This is a genomic window from Nocardiopsis quinghaiensis (assembly GCF_008638365.1).
GTDB lineage: Bacteria > Actinomycetota > Actinomycetes > Streptosporangiales > Streptosporangiaceae > Nocardiopsis > Nocardiopsis quinghaiensis.
Genome location: NZ_VWVU01000003.1, coordinates 234,606 through 260,923, shown reverse-complemented (window position 1 = coordinate 260,923; position 26,318 = coordinate 234,606). Strand labels below are relative to the sequence as shown.

Here is a 26,318-nt window from a genome sequence, read left to right as displayed (position 1 = left end):
CAATGGTGACGCCCCACACGACTCCCCACCCCGTCCGGAGGCGCACATGCCCACCCCTCCCCCCTTCGACTCCGAACTGGCCGCGGCCCTGGCCGTGTTCCGCGAGGAGGTCCCCTACCAGCTCACCCCCGACATGATCCCGGCCCTGCGCGAACGCCAGGCCCACCAGGCCCCCGGCCCGGAGGCCGACCTGACCCTGGACGGCGCCTACACCGAGACCGAGCACCACGCACCCGGCCACGACGGCGCCGACGTGCCCCTGCTGGTGTGGAGGCCCGCCGGGGCCACCGAACCCGTGGGCGCCCTGTACTGGGTCCACGGCGGCGGCATGATCGCGGGCACCCACCGGGGAGCGGAGATCCCCGGGCTGCTGCTGACCGCGCGCGAACTGGGCCTGGCCCTGGTGTCCGTGGACTACCGGCTCGCCCCCGAACACCCCCACCCCACCCCGGTGGAGGACTGCTACGCGGGCCTGGGATGGGCCGCCGAGAACACCGCCGGCCTGGGCATCGACCCCCAGCGCCTGGTGGTGGGCGGAGTGAGCGCGGGAGGCGGGCTGGCGGCCGCCACCGCCCTGCTGGCCCGCGACCGGGGCGGACCGGCCCTGCGGGGACAACTCCTCGTCTGCCCCATGCTCGACGACCGCAACGACTCGGTCTCGGCCGAGCAGATGGCCGGAGCGGGCGTGTGGGACAAGGTCGCCAACGCCACCGGCTGGGGCGCGCTGCTCGGCGAGGCGGCGGGCGGCCCGGACGTGTCCCCCTACGCCGCTCCCGCACGCGCACAGGACCTGTCCGGCCTGCCCCCGGCCTTCCTGGACGTGGGCTCGGCGGAGACCTTCCGCGACGAGGTCGTGGACTACGCCTCCCGGATCTGGAAGGCGGGAGGCTCGGCCGAACTGCACGTGTGGCCGGGCGGGTTCCACGGCTTCGACGGCCTGGCTCCCCGGGCCGCGCTCAGCCGCAGTGCCACCGCGCAGCGCCTGCCCTGGCTACGCCGGACCATCGGAGCCTGAGCCTTCCTCCCCCGTTTCCGGACACGGCGGAAATGAAGGTGAGAGGAGCGGGCTTCGACAGCACTTCTGACTCCTGGCTCCACGGATGTCCGCATCCGTCACGGCGTACTCGTGGCGGTGGCCCTTGATCCTCACATGATCAGCCGATCATGAAAAGAAGCAGCACCTTTACGATGTAGATTATTAGCTGTGCCCAAGGCGGCGGCGCCGGGCCCCGGGCACGGCGTCCGCTAGGGAGTGAGTGTTTTCCAGAAGGCTTTCGGGTCGGCGAGCGGCCCTCCCGGGCGATCTCTCGCAAGACGATGTGCGAAGTCCAGCCTGGTCGTGCTTCACGAGCGCAAAGGCGTAGCGAGGGGCAGCTTGGCGGACGCGAGCCCGGAACGGTGCAAAAAACACGACCTAGTCCACCACCGTGATGCCCAGGGCGCCCAGGATCGTGCCCGCCTGCACGGGGCTGATACTGGCCCCGCGCAGGTATCCGGCCTGCTCCAGGGTGGGCTCCCCCAGGTCGGCGCCGCGCAGGTCGGCCCCCGAGAGCCGCACGTTGACCAGGTTGGCGCCGCGCAGCCGCGACTCCGCCCACACCGTGTCGCGCAGGTCGGCGCTGGCCAGGTCTGCCTCGTCCATGCGCAGCCCCTCCAGGGTCTGCCCGCGCAGTGTGATGCCCTTGCAGCGGGCCAGCATCAGGTTGCAGTGGTCGAAGGTGTAGCCGATCCCCCGCAGGGAGTTCAGCCCCGCCCCGGTCATCCGGCAGCCGGTGAAGACGGTGTCGGTGAGCAGCGCGCCCTGCCAGCGGGTGTTGGCCAGGTCCACCCGCTCGAAGCGGGTGTCGGTGCACTCGGTGTGCGCGAACACGGCGCCGGCCGCGCTGCCGCCGGTGAACCCCGCCCCCTCCAGGACCGCCCGCTCCAGGCGGGCTCCGTCCAGACGACAGTCGTGGAAGGTGGCGTCGGTCAGGTCGGCCTCGGACAGGTTCGCCTCGGTCATGTCGCAGCGGGTGAACACGCGCGGTCGGTCCGGGGGATCGGCCAGGACGTCGCGCAGGTCGGCGCCGGACAGGTCCGCGTCCGTGGTCTCGGGGAGGGAGAGGTCGGTACTCATCGTGGGGACCCTAGCGGCGACCGGTGACACTTCCGCGCAGGGCACGCCCCTTCCCTCCCCTTCCTCCCCGGCTGCGTCCCCGAACCCTCAGTCGCGGAGCTTGAGCGCCAGGAAGAGGTCCACCCGGTGCTCCAGGCTGCTCAGGTCCCGACCGGTCAGGTCCTCCACCCGGCCGATCCGGTACCGCAGCGTGTTCACGTGCACGTGTATGGCGGCGGCGCAGCGCTGCCACGACCCCGAGTGGGCCAGGAACTGCTCCAGGGTCTCCACCAGTTCCGAGCGGTGGTCCCGGTCGTAGGCCAGCAGTGGTCCCAGCAGCCGCTCCCGGTAGGAGGACTGGACCTCCTCGGGGACCGAGGCCAGCAGCAGCTCGTGCGAGTCGATCTCGGCCCCGGCGATCACCCGGGAGCGGCCGCCGCGCAGCTCGGCCAGGCGGCGGGCGTGGCGGGCCTCCACCGTGGCGCCGCGCAGTTCGGGCACCTCCCGCACGGCCGAGCTGAGGCCGATGGCGATCCGGTGGTCGAGCAGGCCGCCCTCCAGGACGCGGGCCCGGTGGAGCAGTTCGGCCCGCACCTCCTCGGCCCGGGCGCGGACATCGGTCTCCGGACCGCCCACGGGGACCACGGCCAGTGTGTCCTCGTCCCCGGTGACGACGGCGCCGGGACGGTCGGCGACCAGTTCGGTGACCACCCGCCGGGTCAGGTCGGGCACGCGGGGCTCGGGCAGCATCACGGCGCTGACCACGAGGTGAGCGCCCTCCCCTCCGTCGGCCGGACCGGTACCGCGCATGAGCTCGGTGACCTCGTCGAAGCGCTGGGCGGCCAGCAGCCGGGGCAGCCCCTCCAGGTGGCGGGCACCGGTCAGGGCGCGCTCCTCGATGCGGCTGCGGGCGAGCACGGCGATGGACGCCATCTCGGCCACCGACTCGTGCACCTCCTCGGACCAGGCGGTGTGGTCGCCCTCGCAGACCAGCAGCCAGGTGGCCAGGGGGTGGGAGTCCTTGGTCTGGACGGGCAGGATCGTCAGTGCGCGTCCGCCCTCCCCGGGCAGGCGGACGGTGTGCGGGAAGGACGGACGGGTCAGGGCCCGGGCGGCGAGCCACTCGCGGTCGCCCCCGGGCAGGGGCTCGCCGGAGGCGGCGACGTGGCGTCCGGTGGAGGAGACGATCCAGGCGGTCAGCCCGGCCTGTCCGGCAGCCTCGGCGAAGGTACGGGGAAGGTCGGCGCCGGAGGCGACCTCCGCGATGAGGCGGCGGTGGCGGTCACGGGTCTCGGCGATGGAGCTGAAGCGTTGCTGGGTCAGGGAGCGCAGCACCTCCTCGGTGACCGCGCCGAAGGAGGTCTCCGGGGGCACCTCCACCAGGGGCAGGTCGTGGGCGCGGCACGCCTCCACCAGGTCGGGTGGGACCTCGCCCAGGGCGGTTCCGGCGCCGAGGGCGACCGCCCCGGCACCCGCGATGGAGGACACGAAGGTCCCGGAGTCCTCGGGGCGGGTACGCCACATCATGCCGGTGAGGACGAACTCGCCGCCGCGCAGGTAGCGGGCGGGTTCGAGCAGATCGGTGGTGTAGGCCCACCGCAGGACGCGGTGCGCGTGCTCCGCCCCCGTCAGAAACCTCAGGTGCAGCCGCTTGACCGCGATCAGCTCACTGATCCGCATGAACGTCCCTCTTGTCGCTCGTGTGGTGCGCGGCGGTGACGGTGGTGGCTGTCGCCGTCTCCCGGGAACACCGCTTGTAGGAAACGCCCAACGATAACCGTTCGTTCCACGCACACTTCATGTCTTCACTTGCTGGTAGGGAACGCGGTTCCGGTGGTGTACTTCACAACACCACCCGACCAACCAGGGACAACGCGACTGACGAAGGACGCGCCGACCGTGTGCGAGCGGCGGCGAGAACGCGGCGACAAGAGGACCAGCATGGAGTTCCTGAGCCCCTCCACACTGGAGGAGGCACTCGAGGCGAAGAGCGCCCATCCCGACGCGGTACCCATCATGGGCGGCACGGACGTGATGGTGGAGCTCAACTTCGACAAGAGGCGCCCGCCCGCCCTGATCGACCTGGCCCGGATTCCGGAACTGGCCGAGTACGGGCCCGACGGCGACCGTACCCGTCTGGGCGCGGGGGTGTCCTACACCGAGGTGGTCGAGCACCTGTCAGGAACGGCTCCGGCCCTGGCCAAGGCCTCCCGGTCGGTGGCCTCCCCGCAGATCCGCAACCGGGGCACCGTGGGCGGCAACCTGGGCGGCGCCTCGCCCGCGGGCGACGCCCACCCGTCACTGCTGGCCACCGACGCGACCGTGGAGCTGGCGTCGGTGCGCGGCAGGCGCCGGGTGCCCGTACGCGAGTTCTTCCTGTCGCTGCGCAAGACGGCCAGGCGCGACGACGAGCTGATCACGGCGGTGCTGCTGCCGGAGCCGTCGGGGCCCCAGCAGTTCGCCAAGATCGGCACGCGCAACGCGATGGTCATCGCGGTGACCTCCTTCGCGCTGGCCCTGGACGGCGAGCGCCGGGCCGTGGGCACGGGGCTGGGCTCGGCCGGGCCCACGCCGCTGCGCGCGGAGGCGGCCGAGGAGTTCCTGGCCCAGGAGTTCGACTGGGAGAACGGCCGGTCGCCCTCGGAGGCCACCGTGCGCCGGTTCGGCGAGCTGGTGGCCGCGGCGGCCCGCCCCATCGACGACCAGCGGGGCAGCGCCGAGTACCGCAGGCACGCCCTGGCGGTGATGGCGCGCCGCGCGCTGAGCTGGTCGGTCACCGACTACCGGAAGGGAGTCACGCGATGCGCGTGAGTTTCAACGTCAACGGCGAGGACGTGACCGCCGACGATGTGTGGCCGGGCGAGAGCCTGCTGTACGTGCTGCGCGAGCGGCTGGGGCTGCCGGGTAGCAAGAACGCCTGTGAGCAGGGTGAGTGTGGTTCCTGCACGGTCTACTTCGACGGTGTGACGGCGTGCTCGTGCATGATCGCCGCCGGACAGGCGCAGGGACGGAGCGTGCGCACCGTGGAGGGCCTGGCCGAGGGCGAGGGCGCCGAGCGCGAGCTGGGCACGGTGCAGGAGGCCTTCGTGGAGGCGGGCGCCGTCCAGTGCGGTTTCTGCACGCCGGGCCTGCTGGTGCAGACCGACGACCTGCTGGAGCGCACGGTGGGCGCGGGGCTGCCCGCGCCGGCCGACGCCGAGATCCGGGAGGCGCTGGCGGGCAACCTGTGCCGGTGCACCGGGTACGAGAAGATCATCGACGCGGTGCACCTGGCCGCAGGGCGCCGCGCCGGAGCCGGGAGCGGAGCATGAGCGGGACCGGAACCACCCCCGTGGCCGGCGGGGCCTTCGCCGTCGAGGGCGCCCATGTGGTCACCGTGGACGGCGCCGAGTACGCCGACGGGCACGTGGTGGTCCGCGGGGGCCGGATCGCCGCCGTGGGCGCGGGTCCGGCTCCCGGAGCCGACGACGCCGAGCGTGTGGACGGGCGCGGGTGCCTGGTCACCCCGGGCCTGGTCAACACCCACCACCACCTCTACCAGTGGGCGACGCAGGGACTGTTCGCCGACGGCACGCTCTTCGAGTGGCTGGTGGGTTCCTACGAGATCTGGGGCCGTCTGAACGCCGAGGTGGTCTCGGGGACCACCTCGGCCGGGCTGGCCCACCTGGCCCTGTCGGGGTGCACGACCGCCTCCGACCACCACTACGTCTACCCCTCCGGCCGGGGCGACATCGTGGCCGCGGAGGTGGAGGCCGCCCGCGAGGTGGGCGTGCGCCTGGACCTGGCCCGCGGGTCGATGGACCGGGGCCGGAGCCAGGGCGGGCTGCCGCCGGACGCCGTCGTGGAGACGCTGGAGCAGGCCCTGGCGGGCACGGCGTCGGCGATCGAGGCCCACCACGACCCCTCTCCCGGGTCCATGACGCGGGTGGCGGTGGCGCCGTGCTCTCCGTTCTCGGTCTCGCGCGGACTGATGGTGGAGGCCGCGGCGCTGGCCCGGGACAAGGGCGTGCGGCTGCACACCCACCTGGCCGAGACCCTCGACGAGGAGGAGCAGTGCCTGGCCGAGTTCGGCTGCACCCCCGTGGAGTACGCCGAGAAGCTCGGCTGGCTGGGTCGGGACGTGTGGTTCGCGCACGCGGTGCACCTGTCCGACGCGGCGATCGGGCGGATCGCGGCCACGGGCACCGGAGTGGCGCACTGCCCCACCTCCAACGCACGCCTGGGCGCGGGGATCTGCCGGGTCACCGAACTGCTGGACGCGGGCGTGAGCGTGGGGCTGGGCGTGGACGGCCCGGCCTCCAGTGAGCTGACCCCGCTGGCCGGTGAGATGCACCAGGCGCTGCTGATGGCCCGCGCTCGCAAGGGCCCCCAGGGGCTGACCGCCCGCCAGGCGCTGGAGATGGCCACCCTGGGAGGGGCCCGGGTGCTGGGCCGCGACGCCGAACTGGGTTCCCTGACGGTCGGCAAGCTCGCCGACATCGCCCTGTGGCGGATGGACGGGTTCGGCTACGACGTGATCGAGGACCCGGTGGTGGCGGCGGTCTTCGGCCCCACACCGCCCCTGGAGCGGCTCTGGGTCGGCGGCGGCACCGTCGTCGACCGGGGGGAGCTGCGCACCCTGCCCGCCGAGACCGCCGCCGCGCGCGGCCGCGCGGCGCACCGAACCCTGACCCAGGAGGTGAGCCGCTGATGGCGGTGACGACCCGTATCGTGACGGACCTGTCCAGCACCACCAGGGACGGGGTGGGCGCCAGCCCGCGCCGCCCCGACGGAACGCTGAAGGTCACCGGCGAGTTCGCCTACTCCTCGGACGTGTGGATGGAGGACATGCTGTGGGGGGCGACCCTGCGCAGTCCCCATCCGCACGCGAGGATCCTGGGCATCGACATCACCGAGGCGCTGAAGGTGCCGGGGGTGTACGCGGTGCTCACCCACGAGGACGTGCCCGGAGACAAGCGCTACGGGCTGGAGCACCAGGACCAGCCGGTGCTGGCCTTCGACAAGGTGCGTTACAAGGGCGAGGCGGTGGCCGTGGTGGCCGCCGACCACCCCGAGACGGCCCGGCGGGCGATGGAGCGCGTCCGGGTGGACTACGAGGTACTGGAACCGGTCAGCGACTCCCGCAGGGCGGCTCTGGACCCCGACTGCCCGCTGGTGCACGAGCCGGACACGATCCCCGAGCACCCCGAGTACAACCAGCGCGGCAACCGGCTGCGCTACCAGCCGGTCCGCACGGGCGCCTTCACCGGGGCCGCGGGAGCAGCTGAGCGCGAGAGCGGGGTGCTGGAGCGGCTGCGCGCCGAGGCCGACGTGGTGGTGGCCTCCGAGTACGAGGTCGGCATGCAGGACCAGGCCTTCCTGGGCCCGGAGTCGGGCATGGCCGTCCCGGCCGAGGACGGCGGCGTGGACCTGTACGTGGCCACGCAGTGGCTGCACGTGGACCAGCGCCAGATCGCCCCCGCGCTGGGGCTGCCCCAGGACAAGGTGCGCCTGACCCTGGCGGGCGTGGGCGGGGCCTTCGGCGCCCGCGAGGACCTGTCGATGCAGATCCACGCGTGCCTGCTGGCGCTGCGCACCGGCAAGCCGGTCAGGTTCGTGTACAACCGCGAGGAGTCCTTCTACGGACACGTGCACCGGCACCCGGCGAGGATGCGCTACGAGCACGGTGCGCGCACGGACGGCACGCTGCTGTACGCCACGGCGGAGATCATCGTGGACGGCGGCGCGTACGCGTCGGCGACCCCGGCCGTGGTGGGTGTGGCCTCCTCCCTGGGCATCGGCCCCTACGAGGTGCCGAACGTGCTGGTGGACGCCTACGGGGTGTACACCAACAACCCGCCGTGCGGGGCGATGCGCGGCTTCGGCGCGGTGCAGGCCTGCTTCGCCTACGAGTCGCAAATGGACCGGCTCGCCGAGGAGCTGGGCATGCACCCGGTGGACCTGCGGATCAGGAACGCCATGTCGCAGGGTTCGCGGATCATCACGGGCCAGGAGATCGACATGCCGCTGCCCATGGCGGAGATGTTGGAGCGCTGCCGCGACCTGCCGATGCCGCCCGAGCGCGGCGATCTGGCCGACCCCTCCGACCTGCGCACGCTGCCGGGCGGAGTGGCGGGCACCACGCGCGGCGAGGGTGTGGTGCGCGGTGTGGGCTACGGCCTGGGTCTGAAGAACCTGTGCTTCTCGGAGGGGTTCGACGACTACTCCACCGCCCGGGTGCGGCTGGAGGTCGTGGGCGGCGAACCGGTGGTGCTGGTGCACACGGCGGCGGCCGAGGTCGGCCAGGGGCTGGTGACCGTCAAGGGCCAGATCGCCAGGACCGAGCTGGGTGTGGAGAAGGTGGTCATCGCCCCCTCCGACACCCAAGTGGGTTCGGCCGGCTCCTCCTCGGCGTCGCGCCAGTCGTACATGACCGGAGGCGCGGTCAGGACGGCGTGCGCGTCGGTACGCGCGGAGGTGTTCGCGCTGGCGCGCGAGCGCGGGCTCGTGCCCGAGGGTCTGCCGGACACCGACCTGTCGCTGTCCGGCGGCAAGCTGGTGTCGGCCACGGCCGGTGCGCTGGTGTCGCTGGCGGACCTGCTGGGAGATTCGACGCGGGGCGGCACGGTGGTCGAGCAGACCCGGGAGTACCACCACCGGCCCACCGAGATGCTGGACCCGAAGCTGGGCCAGGGCGCCTCTCACACCCAGTTCGGGATGTGCGTGCACCGGGCCGTGGTGGACGTGGACGTGGACCTGGGCCTGGTGAAGGTGGTGGCGCTGGACGCGGTGCAGGACGTGGGCAGAGTGATGCACCCCCAGCAGCTGCTCGGGCAGATCCAGGGCGGTTCCACCCAGGGGCTGGGCCTGGCGCTGATGGAGGAGGTCCAGGTCACGGACGGGCAGATCCGCAACCCGTCGTTCACCGACTACCTGATCCCGACGATCCTGGACACACCGCCGATGCGGATCGAGGTGCTGGAACACCCGGACCCGCACTCGCCCTACGGACTGCGGGGCGCGGGTGAGCCGCCGACGCTGTCGTCGACCCCGGCGATCGTGGCCGCGGTACGCGCGGCGACGGGGAGGCCGCTGACGCACGCGCCGGTGCGCCCGGAGGACATCGTGGGCATCGAGCTGTAGCCGCGGGGCGGTGCGGCGGGCCGGACCCGCCGCACCGCCCTCCCCCCGACTCCCCCGTGACCACCGGACCCGGCGGGCGCGGCCCGTGGCGTGCGGGCGGCCGGGACCGGTCACCGTTCGGGACGAGGGTGTCCCGGAGCCAACCCACGCATGGGCACACACAGTAGCCATGTCGTTCCACACGGTGGCAGAGTGCCGCCCCGTCGCCCCCCAGGAGGGGACATGACCCTCGAAGACGGCGCGCAGCAGCGCCAGCAGACACCCCCGGCCCCGGACGGCCGACCCTGGCTCGACCGCTTCTTCCTCATCGGCGAGCGCGGCTCCACCGTGGGCCGGGAGGTCCGCGGCGGACTGACCACGTTCATGGCGATGGCCTACATCATCGTCCTGAACCCGGTGATCCTCAGCGGAGTCCCCGACGCCAACGGGGACTTCCTGTCCCCGGCCCAGCTGACCACCATGACCGCCCTGGCCGCGGGGCTGGTCACCATCATGATGGGGGTGGTCGGCCGCGCGCCGATCGCCTGCGCCGCCGCCCTCGGGGTGATGGCGGTGGTGGCCTACCAGGCCGCTCCGGTCATGTCGTGGCCCGAGGTGATGGGCCTGGTGGTGTGGCAGGGCGTGACCATCGTCCTCATGGTCGTGACCGGTGTGCGCACCGCCGTGATGAACGCGCTGCCGCACAACCTCAAGCTGGCGATCGGGGTGGGCATCGGCCTGTTCGTGTCCCTGATCGGCCTGGCCAACGCCGGCTTCGTCAGCGGCGGCGACGGCAGCAGCCTGCTGCAGCTCGGAGCGTCGGGCGACGGCGGGAGCCTCACCGGCTGGCCGGTACTGGTGTTCGTGTGCGGCCTGGTGCTGGCGGGCGTGCTGCTGGTGCGCGGAGCGCCCGGCGCGATCTTCTACGGCATCGTCGGCGCCACGGTGCTGGCGGTCGTGGTCCACCAGGTGGCGGGGCTGGGCGCCGAGGACTGGGGCGGCCGCGCGCCGGAGCTGTCCGGCGGTCCCGTGGCCGTGCCCGACTTCGGGCTGTTGTTCCAGGTCGACATGTTCGGCGCCTGGACCACCGCCGGGCCGACCACCGCCGGAGTCATCCTGTTCACCCTGGTGCTGGCCGGGTTCTTCGACGCGGTGGGCACCATCCTGGCGATCGGGGCCAAGGCCGGGATCGCCAGGGCCGACGGGAGCATGCCCCGGGTCAACCAGATCCTGGCCACCGACGGGACCGGAGCCGTGGTCGGCGGTCTGACCAGCTCCTCGGCCACCCTGGTGTTCGTGGAGTCCACGGCCGGGGTGAGCGAGGGCGCCCGGACCGGGCTCTCCAGCGTGGTCACCGGGCTGCTGTTCCTCGCCGCGATCGTGTTCGCGCCGGTGTTCTCCATCGTGCCCTCCCAGGCGGCCTCGGTGGCGATGGTGATGGTGGGGGCGCTGATGATGGCGCAGGTCCGCGGGATCGACTGGTCGGACATGACGGTGGCCGTCCCGGCGTTCCTGACCATCGTGATGATGCCGTTCGCCTACGACATCGCCACCGGTATCGGCGTCGGCATCATCGCCTACACCGTGCTGCGCTCGGCGCAGGGCCGCTTCGGCGAGGTCGGCTGGCTGATGTGGGTGATCAGCGCCGTGTTCGTGTTCCACTTCTCCATGCACGCCCTCGGGCTCTAGCGCCGAAGCGCCGGAAACGGGGAGTCCGAGTTGTCAAGCAGTGCGGCCCGGGCTCCCCTTTCGCCCGAAATTGGTGAGGGCACTGTCGCCTCCCGGTTAGCGACGAAGGCGTTCCCTCCCACATCAGAGTGGTCGATGGAGACCGCATCCGGCGGCTCCTGTGCGACAGGGGGCTCCCATGACCACTCCGCTCCTTCCCTCGGATCCGGTACGCATCGGCCCCTACGCCGTGGCGGCGCGCATCGACAGCGGCGGCCAGGGCACCGTGTACCTGGCGCACGCCTCCGACGGCTCCCCCGCGGCCGTGAAGGTCCTGACCCGCTCCTGGGCGGATGACACCCGCCAGAGGGGCCGCTTCGCCAAGGAGCTGGCGGCGGCGCGCAGGGTGGCGCCGTTCTGCACGGCGGCGGTACTGGACGCCGACATGCACGCGGACGTGCCGTTCATCGCGAGTGAGTACGTACCGGGGCCGACACTGCGCTCGGCGGTGCGGGACGAGGGGCCGCGCACCGGCCCCGCGCTGGACCGGCTGGCCATCGCCACGGTGACCGCGCTGACCGCCGTGCACGAGGCGGGGGTGGTACACCGCGACCTCAAACCCGGCAACGTCATCCTGGGGCCCGACGGGCCCCGGGTGATCGACTTCGGCATCGCGAGCCTGGTCGACGCCACCCAGCAGACCACCACCGTGGCGGGGACCCCCTCCTACATGTCGCCGGAGCAGGTCCGGGGCGGCCTGGTGGGCCCCTCCAGCGACATGTTCTCCTGGGCGGCGGTGATCGCCTACGCGGCGACCGGGCACCACGCCTTCCCCGGGGAGGACACCATGGCGGTGATCGACCGGGTGCTGACGGCTCCGCCGGACCTGTCCGGCGTCCCGGACCGGCTGCTGCCGGTACTGGAGGCGTGCCTGGCCAAGGACCCGGTGTCGCGCCCGGCCGCGGTGAAGGTGCTGGGAGCCCTGATCGGCCGGGACGGAGGGCTGACCGCACCGGTCGCCGCCACGCGGATCCTGGCGGAGGCGAGCACGGCCGTGGACGACGGCACCGCGCGCATCCGCCTGCCGGAACGGGGCTGGGCGGAGACCGGGTCCGGCCACGGGCCGCCGTCCTCGGAGGTGGCCGGCGGCCCGTCCGGCGCCGCTCCCACGACCCGGGACCTGGGCTTGGGCGGCTCGGGCGGTCTCCCCGGAGGTGCCCGCCACGACGGCGGACCGGGGGACGGGCCGACGGCCCCCGGCGGGCGCGCACGCTCCCGCCGGCCGGGTGGGCGTGGGGGCCCGGTGGGATGGGCGCTCGCGGGCGCCCTGGTGGTGCTGGCCGTGATCGGTTACCTGTCGCCCCTCTGGCCGGACGGCCCCTGGGAGATGACTCCCACGGGCTCCACTCCGCCGGGGTCCTCTCCCCCGCCCGCCGACGAGTCCTCGGCCGCGGAGGGAGAGCCCGTGACCAACGAGGAGCCCGTGACCGGGAGGGAGGGGCCGGCGGCCGAGGAGGCCCCGGTCGACACGGGCGCCGAGGAGAGCACCTCACCGGGCCCGGGCCCCGGGACGGACTGCACCGCCGATCCGTACGCCCCCGGCTGCCCTTCGCCCGACGACTGCGGGCACGCGCCCTGCGACGACCCCTCGTCCGAGGCCCCGGACGAGACCGCCACGGGCACGGACGGCACCCCCGGGGACGGCGACGGCTGGGAGGCACCGACCTCCCCCGCCTCGGAGGAGACCGGAGGCGGCGGATCGGGCGAGGCCCCCTGAACACCGCGGCCGCACCGCCCACACCAGCGGGGAGGGCGGGCACCGGCGCCCTCGTCCGAGGAGCCGACGGCCCCGAGGTCCGCTCACGCACGTGCCCGAGCCCCACCGGGCGCCGTTGACAGTCCCATGACAGCGCACCTAAGTTGTCACTGTCAACTTCGTATCGAGGAAAGCTCCCATGAACGTTCGACTGAACGGCTCCTCCTCCCCCGTCCCCGACTCCCCCGACACCACCGCGGCCGAGCACATCCGCGACCGGCTCGGCCTGACCGGCACCAAGACCGCCTGCGGGACCGGGGTCTGCGGCGCCTGCACCGTCCTGGTGGACGGCGCCCCCACCGCCTCGTGCCTGCTGCCCGCCGACCGTCTGGCGGACAGTGTCGTCACCACCGTGGAGGGACTGGGCGGCGACCACCCCGTCCAGCGCGCCTTCGCCGCCCACGACGCGCTCCAGTGCGGCTACTGCACCCCCGGGTTCGTGGTGGGCTCCTCCGCCTTCGTCGACGCCTGGCGCGCCGAGCACGGCGACGCCCGCCCGGGCCGTGAGCGCATCGCCGACGCCCTGTCCGGACACCTGTGCCGCTGCGGCGCCTACGAGGGGATCTTCGCCGCCGTGGCCGCCGCCTGCGCCGGGGAGTTCGACGCCGAGCCGGACCGGGACCCGCCGCGCGTGGACGCCCTGGACAAGGTCACCGGCCGGGCCCGCTTCAGCGCCGACCTGGCACCCGAGGGGAGCTGGGAGGGGGTGATCGTGCGCTCGGCCCACGCCCATGCGCGGGTGTTCTCCGTCCACCCCGGTGAGGCGCGCGTCAGTGCGACGCGCCGCCCCGTGCCCGGAGTCGCCGTGGACGGGCGGCCGGTGTTCACGGACCTGCTGGGCGAGGAGCGCCTGGTGCGCTACGTCGGCCAGCCGATCGCCGCCGTGGCCGCGCCCACCGCCGCCCTGGCCCGTGCCGCAGCGGAGACGGTGCGGGTGGACTACGACCCCCTCCCCGCCGTACTGGACGCGGACGAGGCGCGCGCCGAGGACGCCCCGCGGGTGTACACCACGCGCGCCCAGCGCCGGGCCGCGCCCTCCTACGGCGAGGCCCCCACTCCCCCGGCCCCCTGGCGGGGCAACGTGCACGGACCCGCCACGGTCGGCTGGCGCGGCGCCACCGCCGTGCGGCGCCTGCGCAGGGCCGCCGAGCGCGACGACCCTCGCCTGGTGGCCCAGGAGTACTCCACCGCCGTCCAACTGCACAGCCCGTTGGAGCCCCACGTGTGCGTGGCCTCCTGGGAGCGCGACGGCACGCTGACCCTGCGCGTGTCCACCCAGACGGTGGCCAAGGTCGCCCGGAAGGCCGCCGAGCGCTGGGAACTGCCACCGGAGCGGGTGCGCGTGGTCAGCGAGTACGTCGGCGGCGGCTTCGGCGCCAAGAACGGCCTGTCGGCGGACGTGGTGGCCGCGGCCGAGCTGTCCCGGCTCGCCCACGCCCCGGTGCGCGTGTCCTTCGACCGCGCCGAGGAGCTGACCGACGCCGGGCACCGCGCCGCCACCCGCACCCGGGTGGCGCTGCTGGCCGACTCCGGCGGGAACCTGGCGGCGATGACCGTGGACTCCCACGGTGACGGCGGCATCGCGGTGGGCTCCACCACCGCCACGCTCGGACTGCTGGGGTACGGGCGCTCGCCGCGCCGGGTCCGCGACTTCGACGTGGTCACCCACCGGCCGCCGGGCGAGCCCATGCGCGCCCCCGGCGGCGCACCGCTGGCCTGGGCGCTGGAGCAGGCCGTGGACACTATGGCCGACCGGCTGGGCGAGGATCCCCTGTCCCTGCGCCGCCGCTGGGACGGCAACCCCAAACGGCAGGCGCTGTACGAACGGGTGGCCGCCCTGGACCTGTGGCGCGAGCGCCCGCGCGGACCGCGCACCGGCCGGTTCCGGCGCGGGGTCGGGATCGCCACCTCCAACTGGCTCTACCTCATGGGCCCCAAGGCACGTGTGGAGCTGTCGGTCCGCGACGGCCAGGTGGTGTTGCGCTCGGCCACCCAGGACATCGGCACCGGAATCCGTACTGTCCTGGGCGAGGTGGTCGCCGACCGGCTGGGGGTACCCGCCTCCGACCTGCGCGTGGAGATCGGCGACAGCGGCTCGGTGCACGGCACCGGGTCCTTCGGCAGCCGCACCACCACCTCCATGGGACCGGCCGCGGCCGACGCGGCCGACCGGCTGCGCGCCGCGCTGCGTGAGCACGATCCGCGGGTCCCCGAGGCGGGACCGGTCCCCGAGCACGCTCTCAAGGACGCGCTGGCCGCCGCCGAGGGAGTACGGGTGGTCGGCGAGCGCGGCCGCGACCGCTGGGGGGCGCTGTCCCCGGACATGGGCGACCTGGCCGTGGGCCGGGGCATGAGCGGCGCCGTGCACGTGATGGAGGTGGAGGTGGACACCCTGCTGGGCCGGGTGCGTCCCACCCGGTGCTGGGCGGGGATGGCCGTGGGACACGTGTACGCCGAGCGGCTGGCCCGCAACCAGGTCGAGGGCGCCGTGGTACAGGGCGTGGGGTACGCGCTCTTCGAGGAGCGCCGCCACGATCCGACCACCGGGGTGGTGCTCACCGACAACCTGGAGGACTACCGGATCCCGGGGATGGGCGACGTCCCCGAGACCGAGGTGTACTTCCACCAGGAGGGGTTCGAGCACGCCGCGGGCGCCGGTGTCGGTCTGGGCGAGGTCTCGGTGGTGGGCGTGGCCGCGTCCGTGGCCAACGCCGTGCACGACGCCACCGGGTGGCGTCCCCGTGACCTGCCCGTCCGCCCGGACCGACTGCTGGAGGGACTGCGATGACCGCGACCACACGACCCGCGGGGCTGGACGAGGCCCTGACCCGGTTGGACGGCACGGGCGCCCGCCCGCGCGCCGGGGGAACCGACCTGACGGCGTGCCTGTCCTCGGGGGTCCTCGAACCCGCTCCCGTGGTGGACCTGTCCGGGGTGGAGGAACTGCGCGGCGCGGAGTGGCGTCCCGACGGCTCGGTCCGCCTGGGCGCGCTGACCGGCGTGGGCGAGCTGTCCGCGGATACGCGGCTGGCGGACGCCTACCCGGCGCTGGCCCTCACGGCGCGGGAGCTGGCCACGCCGCAGGTGCGCAACGCCGCGACGCTGGGCGGCAACCTGCTCCAACGCAACCGCTGCTGGTACCTGCGCAACCCGGCCTTCGACTGCTTCCAGACGGGTGGTGACTCCTGTCCCGCACGCGGGGGCGACCACCTGTACGGGGTGGTTGTGGACCGGGGTCCGTGCGTGGCGCCGCACCCGTCGTCGCTGGCGGTGGCGCTGCTGGCCCACGACGCGTCGGTGCTGGTGGCCGGTGGCGGCCGGGCGGAGAGGGCGGTGGCGGACCTGTACGACGCCGCCGACCCCACCCGCGACCACGTGCTGGAGCCCGGACAGGTGCTGGTGTCGGTGACGCTGCCGGCCCCGGTACCGGGCGAGCGGGTCGCCTACCGGCGGGCGACCGGACGCTCCCGCGCGGAGTGGCCGCTGGTGGAGGCGGTGGCCCGCCTGTCCCTCGCGGACGGGGGCTCGGGGCCGGTGGCCTCGGCGGCGGTGGCCGTGGGCGGGGTCGCGCGTACCCCGTTGCGGCTGCCGGAGGTGGAGGCCGCCCTGGTGGGCGCGCGTCCCGGGAGCCCGCTGGGAGCGGACGTGGAGGAGTCGCTGGAGGGCCTGGCCGGCCTGTGCTCCCCGCTGCCCGCGACCGGGTACAAGGTGGACCTGCTGTGCGCCACCGTGCGTGACGTCCTCGGACGGGCCCTGGACGTACCGGAGGCGTAGGGGCGTGAGGCGACGCGGGGGCCGCCGGACGGGAATCCGGCGGCCCCCGCGCGCGGGCTTTCAGCCGCGCAGCAGCGCCTGGTGGGCCAGTTCCCGGCACACGACCGCGAAGTCCAGCCCGGCGGCGGCCGCCGCCATGGGGAACGTGGAGGTCTCGGTCAGCCCCGGGGCCACGTTGGCCTCCAGGAAGGTGACCCGGCCGTCGGCGCCCACGATGACGTCGGTGCGGGAGAAGTCCCGCAGGCCCAGGACGCGGTGCGCGGTCAGCGCCACCTCGGTGGCCGCGGTGATGGCCTCGGTCCCCAGGCGCGCCGGGCAGAAGAACTCGGTGCGCCCGGCGGTGTAGCGGGCGGCGTAGTCGTAGACCCCGCCGTCGGGCACGATCTCCACCGGCGGCAGCGCCACCGGCCCCTCACCGGTGTCCAGAACGCCCACGGCCAGCTCGGTGCCCTGCATCTGCTCCTCGACCAGGGCCGAGTCGCCGTAGGCGAAGCAGGACACCAGCGCGGCCGACAGGTCCTGCACCGAGGTGACCGGGGTGGCGCCGAACGCGGAGCCGCCCCGGTCGGGCTTGACGAACAGCGGCAGGCCCCACCGGTCGGCCAGCCGCTCCACCAGCGCCGGGGCGCCCAGGTCGTGGAAGGCCGACTTGGGCAGCACTGTGCCGCGCGGCACCCGCACGCCCCTCTCGGTCAGCAGCGCCTTGGCGGCGGGCTTGGAGTAGGCCAGGCGGCAGGCGCCGGGGCGGGCGCCCACGTAGGGCGCCCCGACCAGTTCCAGGACCTCCCGGATGGTGCCGTCCTCGCCCGCCGATCCGTGCAGGACGGGGAAGACCACCTGCGGCGGGTCCTGGGAGAGCCGCTCCAGCAGGCCGGAGCCGACGTCGGCGACCTGGACCTCCACGCCCAGGCGGCGCAGTGCCTCGGCGACGCTGCGTCCGGAGTGGACGCTCACCTCGTGTTCGGGGGACAGGCCCCCGGCGAGAACGAGAACCCGGTCAAGGTCTGCCACGGCGCGGACCTCCTTCTGTGCTGCTGTCATCAGTGCTGTGCCCTCGCGGGGGTGTCAGGGCAGGTCGGCGGCGGGGGTCTGCGTGCCCTCGGAGTCCGGGACCAGGGTGGTGCCGAACGTATCACGCAGGTCGACCTCCCCCTCGATGGCTCCGACCAGGCGGCGCACGCCCTCACGGATCTGCTCGGGTGTGGGGAAACAGAAGCTCAGGCGCATGTTGGCCCGGCCGCGCTCGTCGGCGTAGAAGCCGGTGCCGGGGACGTAGGCGACCCGCTCGGCGACGGCTCGGGGCAGCATGGCCTTGGAGTCGATGCCCTCGGGCAGGGTGGCCCAGACGAAGAATCCGCCCTCGGGGCGGGTCCAGGTGCAGTCCTGCGGCATCATCGCCGTCAGCGCGTCGAGCATCGTGTCGCGGCGCTCTCCGTACATGGTGTTGAACGCCTTGATCTGCTCCTGCCAGGGGAAGGTGTGGAGGTAGCGGCGCACCACCAGCTGGTTGAAGGTGGAGTGGCTGAGCATCGCCGACTCGGCCGCCAGGACGAGTTTGGCCCGTACGGCGGCCGGGGCGAGTGCCCAGCCGATGCGCAGGCCCGGGGAGAGCGTCTTGGACAGCGATCCCAGGTAGACGACGTTGCCCTCGCTCTGGGAGTAGAGGGTGGGTTCGGGGTCGCCGTCGTAGCGCAGCAGGCCGTACGGGTTGTCCTCGACGATGAGCACGTCGTGGCGCTCGCAGGCGGCGACCACGCCGGCGCGGCGCTCGGACGACATGGTGATCCCGGCCGGGTTCTGGAAGTTGGGGACGGTGTAGAAGAACTTCACCGGTCGCCCGTCCAGTTCGGCGCGGACCAGCGCCTCCTCCAGCTCCTCGGGGATCACGCCCTGCTCGTCCATGCCCACGTGGCGGATGTCGGCCTGGAAGGCGGCGAAGGTGTTGATCGCGGTGACGTAGGTGGGGGCCTCGGTCAGGACGATGTCGCCGGGGTCGACGAAGACGCGGGTGATGAGGTCCAGCGCCTGCTGGGAGCCGACGGTGACGATGACGTCGTCGGGGCTGGCGGTGATGCCCTCCAGCGTCATGTAGTCGCAGAGCTGCTCGCGCAGGACGGGGTCGCCCTGGGCCGACCCGTACTGGAGCGCGGCCGCGCCCTCCTCGGAGACGACGTCCTTGACCAGCTCGCCGATCTGGTCCAGTGGCAGCGCCGCGACGTTGGGCATGCCTCCGGCGAGGGAGACCACCTCCGGGCGGGACGCCACCGCGAAGAGTGCCCGGACCTCCGATGCGACCATGCCCTGTGCTCGGCGTGCGTAGCGGCCGAAGTGCGGGTCGATGCGCGAGCCCTGTTGGCCGGGCTGCTGCTCTCGGTGGTCAGCGGACACGGTCCACCTCCGAAGGAAGGACGGTCTGTGGGGTCGACGGGGTGTCGGCCGGGATCTTGCCGGTCCCGGGTTCGACGCCCTTGTCGCCCCCGTGGTTCACACGGTGCCCCTGCCCCGTCCGCGGGCGGGCCGTGGAGGGCCGGGGCGGTCGGGTCGGCCGAGCCGCGGGTGAACGCGGCTCGGTAAACGCACAGAGTCTAGCTGAGTGGGTGGACAAGGGTACGGAGGGCACCCTTCCCGTACTGTTCACCGCATCGGCCATGTCCGCCCCCTTCGCCCTGTTTCCTCCGGGGTACCCATCCTCCACGCGCGACTCACGCGGCGGCGGCCGGAACGTGGACCGTTCTTCCCTGGTCGGCGTGCCCGCGCCGGGCGACGGCTCCGGAGCGCCTGGAGTCCCGGTCCCGCGGACCTCGTTCCGGGACAGGGACAGGGGTGGTGCGCGGGGACGGGCCCCCACCCGTCCCCGCGCAACGCCGCGCCCCGGAGGGGTTTCTCCTCCGGGACGCACCGCCGGCGCGATGGCCGCGGGGTTCCCCCGAATCCCGTGGGCGGCCACCCTCAGCCCGGTGGCATCTCTCCCGTTCTCTCCCCCGGGACCCCCCTCAAGGTCCGAAGGCCGTGAATATGCCACATGTCCACCGGTGGCCGATCCGTCGTGCCCTCTTTCGCCCGACGAACGCCACCGGTTCGGGGCCGCGCGTGCCCAGTCCACCGCACGGGCCCCGGAACGGCAATGGTTGCACTAGGTTGCGAAGACGTCGCCTAGAGCCATGGTGCGGTTTCGCCGCGGAGCGCCTCACGCAGGGCGTGCACCCCCGGGGCCACCGAGCCGGGCAGCAGGTCCTCCGGGTGTCCGGGCCCGGACACCCGGACACGGACCTCCTCGCTGAAGCGGTAGGGGCGGCTCTCGATGATCCCGCCCAGGTGGCGGCGCACACGTGAGAGCTCGGCGCGCACCGTCACCACGTGTCCGTTCGCGCCGAACACGTCCTGGGACAGCTGTGCGCCCGTGCGTCCCTGCCGGTGCACGGCCAACAACAGCAGCAGTTCCGCGTGGCGCGGGGTGAGCCGGTGCGCCCACTCCCCGCTGGGTCCGGACACCACCATGGTCGGCGAGGCCCCGGACAGGTCCAGGGTGACCGTGGAGGGCGCGGACCGCTCCACCGGCCGGGGCCGGACCAGCCAGCCGCCGGGCAGGGGTTCCAGGGCGCAGTCCCCCAGCGCGGGCAGCCAGGCCGTGCCCGTCTCCCGGTACTTGGGCAGCAGCACCCGCCGGACCGGCTCCATGTGGACCGCGGCCGCGGTCCACCCGGCGTCGTCCACCACCAGCGCGCGCTCGGTCATCCCGGCCAGCAGGGGCGCGGCCACCGAGCGCAGTCGTTCCAGGTGGGTGTGGTGAATGCTCTGCAGGTGCGCCTCGGCCAACTGGGCCACCGCGTGGACCAGCGCCAGGGTGGAGGGGTGGATGGTGGACACCGGGCCGGTGACGTCGACGGCGCCGAGCAGGCGCCCGTCGCGGGGGTCGTGTATGGGGGCGCAGGCGCAGGTGAGGGGATGCAGGCTCCGGACGAAGTGCTCGGCGGAGTAGACCTGCACGGGCCTGCCCACGGCCAGGGCGGTGCCGATGGCGTTGGTGCCGACGCTGCCCTCGTTCCAGAAGGCGCCCTCCACGAGCCCCACCCGGTCGCCGACGGCGCGGATCCGTCGGGCTCCGTCCCGCCACAGGATCTGGCCGGAGGCGTCGGTGACCAGCATGACGTGGTCGGCCTCGTCGGCGACCGAGACGAGTGAGCGGCGGATCAGCGGCAGGACCTCCGCGATCGGAGAGGCGTCGCGGTGGCGCTGGAGTTCGTCCAGACGCGCCATCCGGGGCGGCGGCGCGCTGTCGGGGTCGATCCCGAAGCGGCGCGTACGCCCCCAGGAGTCCTCGATGACCGGACGCAGCGGGGCGGGCGCCGGGCGTCCGGTGAGCGCTGCCTCGTGCACCCGCCGGAGCAGGAGCGCGTGCTCGCGGGCGTCGGCCCCCGTGGGCAGGGCCGTGTCCAGCGAGGAAAACGACATGTGGCCCCCTGGCCTCGGTTTCACAGCGGCGTTCAAAAGTCTCCTGCCTCGGCTTCGACAGGGTGGGAAGAATGGGGGCATACGCTTCCTTTCGGAAGCCGGGAACGCCCCCGCTTCCGCCTCTCCACCGGATTATGCCCCACTCCGTCCACGTCCTGAGGGCGATCTCGGTACCGGGAACCGACGGAAACCGAAAAAGGCCCCCGTTTCCCGATACGGAACCCGCACGGCCTTCCCCGGTGCGGAACGGCGGGTGGAGATTGTTCAGCACCATCGTGTCCACGGAATCGTCCTTGGTGGGCCGAACAGCGATATCGGCCGGTAACGGCCGATTACCGCGTCCACAGGACACGAAAGGAGCGGCACGGGACAAAACACGCGCACGGGCACCGGTACGTTTTCTCCGGGTACCGGAGCCCGGCGCCGGTTCAGTCGTCGGAGCACCGGCGGGTCAGTGCGAACCACAGGCGCATGCGCTGCTCGGCGTCGGCCAGGTCCACGCCCAGGTCGCGCTCGATCCGGCCGATCCGGTAGCGGACGCTGTTGCGATGGGTGCCCAGGTCAGCGGCGGCACGGTCCCAGTTGCCGTGCCGGGTGAGCCAGGCCCGCAGGGTGCGGCGCAGGCCGCGGGCGGAGTCGGTCTCCTCGGCCAGGGGGCCCAGGACGTGGCGGGCCAGGTCGGCGGAGGCGGGCGCGAGGAGGGCCTCGAAGGGGTCGGTGCCCTCCTCCATCAGTGGTCCGCCGACCGCGCGGGTACGGGCGAGCAGGGCCGCTGCCCTGCGGTCCGCCCCGGTCAGCTCCGCGGGGGGCACCGGTCCGCTCAGTGCGCCGGTCCATCCGTGGGTGAGGAGCAGGTCCAGATGGTCGCGGTGGGCCGCGTCGCCCCGGTCGGCGAGGATGGCGCGCAACCGGCCTGGGCCGGCCTCCAGCAGGCGGGTGCCCAGGGGCAGCGCGGCGGGGAGGGTCCTGTACGCCCCTCCTGCCGGACGGGCGTGCAGGACCCGGTAGGTACCGGAGCCCGGTGCGCCGGAGCTCGGGGGAAGGGGGGTCCGGGCGTCGGGGCCCTCCTCCCCGGGAGCGGCGAGTCCGGCCAGCAGCGGCGCGGCCTCCTCGGTGAGCCCTCCCTCCAGGAGCATTCCGGTGAGCAGGCGCTCGGGGACGGGCGGGGCGTCCCCTCGGGAAGTGCGTGCGAGCAGCTCCAGCAGGGCGGTCGCGGTACGCAGCACGGCGCGGTCGGTGATGCCCAGCGGTACGGCCCCGCCGACCAGGACCACCCCGTGCTCCTCCGGCGGCGTGCCCACCGTGTGCAGGAAGACCTCGTCCCCGCCGGAACGGGCCTTGGCGCTGCGCGGTCCCCGGGGCCGGGTGAGCCGGGCGGTGAGTTCGCGCAGCTCCGGATCCAGTTCCTGCGGCGCGCCCGTGGTGCGGTGGGCCCCATCCGGCACGGAGGCGGACGGGCGGGCCAGGAACGCCCAGCCGTGCAGGGCCTCTGCGAGCACCCGCAGGACCCGGTCCACCGGGGCCGCGTCGGTGACGGCGAGCGCCAGGGCCTGGTGCGCCTCACCGAGCCGGCGCAGGTCGCGCAGGTGCAGCTCCTCCAGTTCGGCGCCGACGGCCTGGCTGACGGCCGCGAAGGGCGTGGGCCTGGGTACCTCGACCAGGGGCAGTCCCCGCACGCGGCACTGCTCGACCAGTCCGGCCGGGACGGTGTCGTGCACCGGGGTGACGCCGAAACCGACCGCGCCGACCCCGGCCTCGGCCAGGGAGTCCACGTAGTCGCGCAGTCCGGCGCGGGTGCCGGGCAGGTTGACGCCCGCGGTGAGCAGCAGTTCTCCGCCGCGCAGGTAGGCGGCCGGGTCGGCCAGCTCGCTGACCACCGCCCAGCCGATCCCCGGGTCGCCCGCCGCCACGACGGTGGCCAGTCCCAGGTCGCGGCGGCCCACTACGGTGCTCAGCGGCACCGTGCGACCGTCCGTACGGGTCGCGGACCCGGCCATGGCCTCCTCCTCGCCTGTGGTCCGCGCCCCCTCCCTCCCCGCCCAGGCGGGGCCGGGGCGGGCCCGACCGGGACTCTCCGGAGCCTTCGCACGGGGACGCGCTGACCGCAGCTTATGGATACTTCGTCCACACGGGCAAGTGAAGCAGTACTGTTCGTCCACTGGAGTACGCCCCGGAGCCTGCCTAACCTGACCGGGGTTCGTGTGACCCGCGCCGACCCCGCCGACAGCACCGACCACGAGAGGGACACCACCACCCGATGAACGCACCGATCGGACCCACCGACTCCAGCCTCGTACCGCGCTTCGCCGGACCGGCGACCTTCGCCCGGCTGCCCCGCATCGACCAGGTGGAGCGGGCCGACATCGCCGTGGTCGGCGTTCCCTTCGACACCGGCGTCTCCTACCGTCCCGGCGCCCGTTTCGGGCCCTCCTCCATCCGCGAGGCCAGCCGCCTGCTGCGCCCCTACAACCCGGGGCTGGACGTGTCCCCGTTCGCCACCGCGCAGGTGGTCGACGGCGGCGACATCGCGGTCAACCCCTACTCCGTCGGCGACGCCGTGGAGACCCTGGACGAGGCCTCCTCCCAGTTCGTGCGGGCGGGCACCCGCCTGGTCACCCTGGGCGGCGACCACACCATCGCGCTGCCGCTGCTGCGCTCGCTGTACCGGCGGCACGGGCCGATCGCCATGCTGCACTTCGACGCCCACCTGGACACCTGGGACACCTACTTCGGTGAGCCCTACACCCACGGCACCCCCTTCCGCCGGGCCGTGGAGGAGGGCCTCCTCGACACCGAGGCCATCTGCCACGTGGGCACCCGAGGCCCGCTGTACGGCAAGAGGGACCTGGAGGACGACCGCCGGTTCGGGTTCGGCATCGTCACCTCCGCCGACGTCATGCGCAAGGGCGTGGACGAGATCGCCGACGCGCTGCGCCAGCGCATCGGCGACCGCCCGCTGTACGTGTCGGTGGACATCGACGTGCTCGACCCCGCGCACGCGCCCGGCACCGGCACCCCCGAGGCAGGCGGCCTGACCAGCCGCGAACTGCTGGAGATCCTGCGCGGGCTGTCCGCCTGCAACCTCGTGGGCGCCGACGTGGTGGAGGTCGCACCGGCCTACGACCACGCGCAGATCACGGCCACCGCCGCCTCGCACGTGGCCTACGACCTGGTCAGCTTGCTGGCGCTGAACCACGGGGGCTGAACCCGGGAACGCGCGGCGCGGCGGCGGCCGGAAGCGGTCCGGTGGCCGGGTCAGGGGCTGGCGGCCCCGCGGCGTGAGCGCAGGTGGGACCAGGTCAGCTCGGTCACGTGTCCGGCCATGGCGTCGGGGGACTCCCCGGGATGCTCCAGGAGCCAGTCGGCGAAGGCGTCCGCTGTGCTGACCGCGATGCGCGCCAGAAGCTGGGTGTCCCTGGGGTCGAGGTCGTCGTAGTCGCCGCGCGTACAGGCGGTGATGAGCCCGACGACCTCGGCCACGACACGGTCGCGCAGCCGCGCGGTCTCCTCCGCGAGGGGGCCGCCGCGCAGGGCGGCGCGCCGGTACAGCACGGTCCAGCTCTCCCGGTTGCCGGTGACGAAGGCGAAGAAGGCGTGCATACCCCGGCGCAGGGGGTCCTCCCCCGCCGGGGCGTGCGGGTCGTGCACGGCGGCGCGCACGGCCTCGACGAGCCGGTCGGTCTCCCGGCGCACGCAGGCGGTGAAGATCTCCTCCTTGGAACCCAGGTACTGGTACACCGTGGGTTTGGAGGTCCCCGCCTCCGCGGCGATCTCCTCCATGCTGACCGTGTGGTAGTCGCCGCGTGAGAACACGGTGACGGCGGCGTCGATCATCTGCTGTTCCCTGATTCGACGCGGGGGTCTGCTTTGCTTGGTCTTCACGGGTTCCGACTTTATTGCGGTGGGGGCGTTCGGCCAGGGACCGTTGTCACCAGCACGCGCTCCCTCCGTGTTCTCCGGTGCTTTCGCGCATGTGTGACCTGTGGTTACCGGTGACTCCCCCTGCGCGGGGTGGCGTTTCCCACATCCATTCTGGCGGGACGAGCGCATTCCGCACGAATGTGCGCGGTTTTCGGCCGCCTCTTGTCAGACGGGTGCGTCGCGCAGTACCAGGGTGCAGCATTTGGCGCCGCCCCCGGCCCGGCGCAGTTCGTCCAGTTCGACGGGGTGGACGGTGTACCCGAGGACGCGCAGGCGGTCGGCCAGGGCGGTGGCCTCGGCGGCGATGACGACGTCGCGTCCGTCGCACACGGCGTTGAGTCCGAGCACGGCGGCGTCCTCCTCCGTGGCCAGGAGCGCGTCGGGGTAGAGCGAGCGCAGCACCCGCTGGCTTCCGGCGGAGAAGGCCCCGGGGTAGTAGGCGATCTGGTCCCCGGAGAGCGCGAACAGCGCGGTGTCCAGGTGGTAGAAGCGCGGGTCGGTCAGCTGGAGGGTGACGACGGGGCGGCCGAGGAAACGCTCGGCCTCCTGGTGCGCGGCCGCCTCGGTGCGAAAGCCCGTGGCGGCCAGGATCACGCCGTCCAGGGTGATGAAGTCGCCCTCGCCCTCGTTGACGTGCTTGGGCTCGCGGGTCTCGGCGTAGCCCGCCTTGCGGAACCAGTCCAGGTAGGCCGGACCCTCGGGGGTGCGTTCGGCGCTGGCGAAGCGCGCGCCGTAGACCCTGCCGTCCACGACCAGGCCGCCGTTGGCCGCGAAGACCATGTCGGGCAGGCCCTCGACGGGGGCGACCTCGCTGACGCGGTGTCCCAGGGAGAGGTGGAGGTCGCGCAGTTCCTCCCACTGCCGGAGGGCCCGTGGGCGGTCGACCCCCGCGTCGGGGTCCATCCAGGGGTTGATCGCGTACTCGACCGCGAAGTAGGTGGGCCGGCACATGAGGTAGTGCCGTGCGACCTGTGCCGAACCGACCGGCCGAGCCATGGAACCTCCCGTGCACCGCGCGAAACGCCGGATGACTCTCAGTGGTACGCGTGTCCACCACGTCGTGGTCCACGCACGGACGCAGGGGAGATACCCGCGCCCGGGGCCGGTGAACAGGGCACCCCGCGGGGTTTCCGGGAACAGGGGCGGCGCGACCCCGCCGGGAGGAGCCGCGCCGTGTCGGGGTCAGCCCGCGGAGCAGGCCGAACCGTTGAGGGTGAAGCCGGTCGGCCCGCTCGCGTCGCCGGTGTGCGTGGCCTGGTAGCCGATGCTCACACTGGCGTCGGGGGCGAGGGTGGCGTTGTAGGAGACGTTGCCGGCGGTGACCGTTCCGCTGTCGGGACTGTAGTCGGCGTTCCAGCCGGAGGTGATGGCCTGGCCGCCGGGGAGGGTGAAGTCCAGGGATCAGCCGTCGACGGGGGGTGGGGGCGTTGGGGGCAAGGGTCGGCGGCGGTTCTGGGAGCGCTCCCAAGCACTGTCGGGTCAGCACGGGGG

19 protein-coding genes are annotated in these 26,318 nt (G+C 73.5%); 10 read left to right on the top strand and 9 right to left on the bottom strand.

Translation table 11 applies throughout. The annotated features are described in order from the left end of the window. The first annotated feature begins 46 nt into the window (after positions 1 to 46). Positions 47 to 1,015 (top strand): alpha/beta hydrolase, encoded by a 969-nt coding sequence (locus FYX01_RS09940; protein WP_150239803.1) that lies wholly within the window; start codon positions 47 to 49, stop codon positions 1,013 to 1,015. Between the two features lie 399 nt (positions 1,016 to 1,414). On the opposite strand, the gene FYX01_RS09935 is transcribed toward FYX01_RS09940, so the two are convergent. Next, complete coding sequence (locus FYX01_RS09935; RefSeq protein ID WP_150239800.1) at positions 1,415 to 2,116, bottom strand: pentapeptide repeat-containing protein; 702 nt, start codon at positions 2,114 to 2,116, stop codon at positions 1,415 to 1,417. Between the two features lie 87 nt (positions 2,117 to 2,203). Then, entirely contained in the window at positions 2,204 to 3,775 is a 1,572-nt protein-coding gene (locus FYX01_RS09930) for a PucR family transcriptional regulator (protein WP_150239798.1), read from the bottom strand. Between the two features lie 261 nt (positions 3,776 to 4,036). Between FYX01_RS09930 and FYX01_RS09925 the strand changes: the two genes are divergently transcribed. The 8 genes from FYX01_RS09925 (at position 4,037) to FYX01_RS09890 (ending at position 16,454) form a co-directional block, all read left to right on the top strand. Next, positions 4,037 to 4,906: an FAD binding domain-containing protein gene (locus FYX01_RS09925; protein WP_150239796.1), complete on the top strand. Its 870-nt coding sequence runs from the start codon at positions 4,037 to 4,039 to the stop codon at positions 4,904 to 4,906. After that, positions 4,897 to 5,406 carry a (2Fe-2S)-binding protein gene (locus FYX01_RS09920; RefSeq protein WP_150239794.1) on the top strand — a complete coding sequence of 170 codons (510 nt, stop codon included), beginning with the start codon at positions 4,897 to 4,899 and terminating at the stop codon, positions 5,404 to 5,406. The genes FYX01_RS09925 and FYX01_RS09920 overlap by 10 nt, the downstream gene beginning before the upstream one ends. After that, entirely contained in the window at positions 5,403 to 6,785 is a 1,383-nt protein-coding gene (locus FYX01_RS09915) for an 8-oxoguanine deaminase (protein WP_150239792.1), read from the top strand. The genes FYX01_RS09920 and FYX01_RS09915 overlap by 4 nt, the downstream gene beginning before the upstream one ends. Next, a complete protein-coding gene (gene pucD, locus FYX01_RS09910) occupies positions 6,785 to 9,217 on the top strand; it encodes a xanthine dehydrogenase subunit D (RefSeq protein WP_150239790.1) in 2,433 nt (810 codons plus the stop codon). Before FYX01_RS09915 ends, pucD begins: the two co-directional genes overlap by 1 nt. Positions 9,218 to 9,439: 222 nt before the next feature. Then, positions 9,440 to 10,885, top strand: a complete 1,446-nt coding sequence (locus tag FYX01_RS09905; RefSeq protein ID WP_150239788.1) for an NCS2 family permease — start codon at positions 9,440 to 9,442, stop codon at positions 10,883 to 10,885. A 178-nt stretch (positions 10,886 to 11,063) separates the two neighbouring features. Next, a complete protein-coding gene (locus FYX01_RS26585) occupies positions 11,064 to 12,641 on the top strand; it encodes a serine/threonine-protein kinase (RefSeq protein ID WP_223830384.1) in 1,578 nt (525 codons plus the stop codon). Between the two features lie 178 nt (positions 12,642 to 12,819). Further along, positions 12,820 to 15,468 (top strand): molybdopterin-dependent oxidoreductase, encoded by a 2,649-nt coding sequence (locus FYX01_RS09895; protein ID WP_150239786.1) that lies wholly within the window; start codon positions 12,820 to 12,822, stop codon positions 15,466 to 15,468. Continuing rightward, positions 15,465 to 16,454 carry an FAD binding domain-containing protein gene (locus tag FYX01_RS09890; protein WP_150239784.1) on the top strand — a complete coding sequence of 330 codons (990 nt, stop codon included), beginning with the start codon at positions 15,465 to 15,467 and terminating at the stop codon, positions 16,452 to 16,454. The genes FYX01_RS09895 and FYX01_RS09890 overlap by 4 nt, the downstream gene beginning before the upstream one ends. A gap of 60 nt (positions 16,455 to 16,514) precedes the next feature. On the opposite strand, the gene FYX01_RS09885 is transcribed toward FYX01_RS09890, so the two are convergent. The 4 genes from FYX01_RS09885 to FYX01_RS09870 all read right to left on the bottom strand — a co-directional run bounded on the left by FYX01_RS09885 (position 16,515) and on the right by FYX01_RS09870 (position 22,903). Continuing rightward, positions 16,515 to 17,465 (bottom strand): D-alanine--D-alanine ligase family protein, encoded by a 951-nt coding sequence (locus FYX01_RS09885; protein ID WP_150239782.1) that lies wholly within the window; start codon positions 17,463 to 17,465, stop codon positions 16,515 to 16,517. 54 nt (positions 17,466 to 17,519) lie between these two features. Beyond that, on the bottom strand, positions 17,520 to 18,752 hold the full coding sequence (locus FYX01_RS09880) for an aminotransferase-like domain-containing protein (RefSeq protein WP_150240095.1): 1,233 nt from the start codon (positions 18,750 to 18,752) through the stop codon (positions 17,520 to 17,522). 855 nt (positions 18,753 to 19,607) lie between these two features. Further along, positions 19,608 to 20,906, bottom strand: a complete 1,299-nt coding sequence (locus tag FYX01_RS09875) for a GAF domain-containing protein (protein ID WP_150239780.1) — start codon at positions 20,904 to 20,906, stop codon at positions 19,608 to 19,610. 428 nt (positions 20,907 to 21,334) lie between these two features. Then, positions 21,335 to 22,903, bottom strand: a complete 1,569-nt coding sequence (locus FYX01_RS09870; protein WP_150239778.1) for a PucR family transcriptional regulator — start codon at positions 22,901 to 22,903, stop codon at positions 21,335 to 21,337. A gap of 260 nt (positions 22,904 to 23,163) precedes the next feature. Here FYX01_RS09870 and speB point away from each other — a divergent pair, with 260 nt between their 5' ends. Then, complete coding sequence (gene speB, locus FYX01_RS09865; RefSeq protein WP_150239776.1) at positions 23,164 to 24,111, top strand: agmatinase; 948 nt, start codon at positions 23,164 to 23,166, stop codon at positions 24,109 to 24,111. A gap of 50 nt (positions 24,112 to 24,161) precedes the next feature. Here the strand turns inward: speB and FYX01_RS09860 are convergent, their stop codons facing one another. From FYX01_RS09860 to FYX01_RS09850, 3 genes are all read right to left on the bottom strand, one after another. Next, positions 24,162 to 24,788 carry a TetR/AcrR family transcriptional regulator gene (locus FYX01_RS09860; protein WP_190394254.1) on the bottom strand — a complete coding sequence of 209 codons (627 nt, stop codon included), beginning with the start codon at positions 24,786 to 24,788 and terminating at the stop codon, positions 24,162 to 24,164. 204 nt (positions 24,789 to 24,992) lie between these two features. Next, positions 24,993 to 25,823 (bottom strand): dimethylargininase, encoded by an 831-nt coding sequence (ddaH, locus tag FYX01_RS09855; RefSeq protein WP_150239774.1) that lies wholly within the window; start codon positions 25,821 to 25,823, stop codon positions 24,993 to 24,995. A gap of 186 nt (positions 25,824 to 26,009) precedes the next feature. Next, positions 26,010 to 26,225: a cellulose binding domain-containing protein gene (locus FYX01_RS09850; protein WP_223830398.1), complete on the bottom strand. Its 216-nt coding sequence runs from the start codon at positions 26,223 to 26,225 to the stop codon at positions 26,010 to 26,012. Positions 26,226 to 26,318 lie beyond the last annotated feature (93 nt).